Genomic DNA, 1,589 nt, shown 5'->3' on the forward strand with positions numbered 1-1,589 from the left:
GGGCCGCTGTAGGAGCCGTTGCCGTTGCGGCTGGTGTCGATGACGAACTTCTTGCCGCCGAGCTGGTCGGAGACCTTCTTGCCGTAGCTCTCGACGGCGTCGTTGGTCTGGAAGTTCGAGACGTTGAGCGCGAAGCCCGCCGCCTGGTCGACGCCGGACTTGCGCAGCCCGTCGGCGAGCTGGCCGGTGTCGGTGACGAAACCGGGGTTGCCCGCGTCGATGTAGACCTCGCCGCCGGCGGCGCTCAGCGTCTTGACCGCGCCGGCGAGCAGCGCCTCCCGGCCGTCCTGCTCGCCCTGGCCCTCGCACTTGGTCAGCGTCTGCGCCAGCGCGTCCGGCTCGAGGATGACGATCGCCTTGGCGCCGTCGATGCCGTCGGCCATCTGCTGGACGAAGCTGCGGTAGTCGTCGTCGTTCGCCGCGCCACCCGAGGAGTACTGGCCGCAGTCGCGGTTCGGGATGTTGTAGGCGACGAGCACCGGCGTGCGGCCCCCGGCCTTCGCCTGGTTGACGATGCCCTTGGTCTCGTCGGTGGTGTTGCCCTCGCTGCCGATCCAGTGGGCGACCGGCTGGCGGGCGATCTTCTCGAGCTGCGCCGCGTCCGCGATCCGGCCGTCCTTGCGCCACTGCTGGACCTGCTTGGCCGCCTCGGAGGCCGGGTCCACCCAGAACTCCGACGGCGCCGCCGGCACGATCGTCTGGGGAGCCGGGGGCAGCGGGGACGAGCCGCCCGAGCATCCCGCCAGTGTCAGCGCCGCGACCGCGGCCAGCGCGGCCGAGGCGAGCCGCCTCCGTCGTGCCGACATCCCCAGCCACCCCCGGTGTTCGTCGTGATCGATTCCGATGTCGGGTCCGATCCCGTTCCGGGCAAGAGTCCCATCCCGGTCGGTGTGATCCGATCGCACCCCGGCCCTCACCCGGACCACACCGTGTGACCAGGAGCGAACGGCCCAACCGCACGTTCGCGGGCGGGGTCGGAACGGATCGACCGGCAGGACGGCGACCTCAGCTCGCCTCGGTCTGCTCCGGCTCGCGACGCTCGCTCCGGGCGGCCGCGACGGCGGGCGCGACGGCCGCGAGCGCGACCACCCGGACCGCGACGGTCGAGGCGTGCAGCGAGCGCTCGGCGGTGCTCATCGGGTCGCCGTCCTGTGTGCCGGCCGACGGTGCGCCGGGGGTGACCCCGGCCGGCACCGGGCGGGGCCGGGCGTTCGGCGACGGCCGTCCGTCCGACACCGGAGTGCCCAGGGCCGGGGACGACGGCGCGGTGCCGTTCGCGGGCGCGGAGCCGTTCGCCGGAGCACCCTGCTGCGCGGCGGCGGCACCGTCGGCGCGGCCGGTCGCCCCGGGACGGGGACGGCGCTCCAGGGGCGCGATCTCGTTGCGGTGGACCGCCGCGGTCCGGGTGACCGGCTCGGGACGACCCTCCGACGGCGTCGCGGGTCGGCCCGGCGCGTCCGCCTCGGCCGGGCGGGGACGCGGGCCGGCGTCGGGGCGCGGGCCGTCGGCGCTCGGCACGGGTCGGACGGGGCGCAGCCGGCCGGGGCGCGGAGTCGGCGTGGGACGCGGGCCGTCGGACTGCGGATCGG

Annotated in this window: 1 protein-coding gene and 1 pseudogene; both read right to left on the reverse strand. The window is 75.5% G+C overall.

Annotated elements, in window-relative coordinates:
• Nucleotides 1-806, reverse strand: an 806-nt coding sequence (locus AC0CYZ_RS31565) for a glycoside hydrolase family 6 protein (protein WP_472222199.1), incomplete at its 3' end; no start/stop codon positions are given.
• A gap of 199 nt (nt 807-1,005) precedes the next feature.
• Nucleotides 1,006-1,589, reverse strand: a pseudogene (locus tag AC0CYZ_RS31570) (hypothetical protein); the annotation flags it as partial.

The sequence above is a fragment of the Actinomycetospora sp. genome (assembly GCF_055612215.1).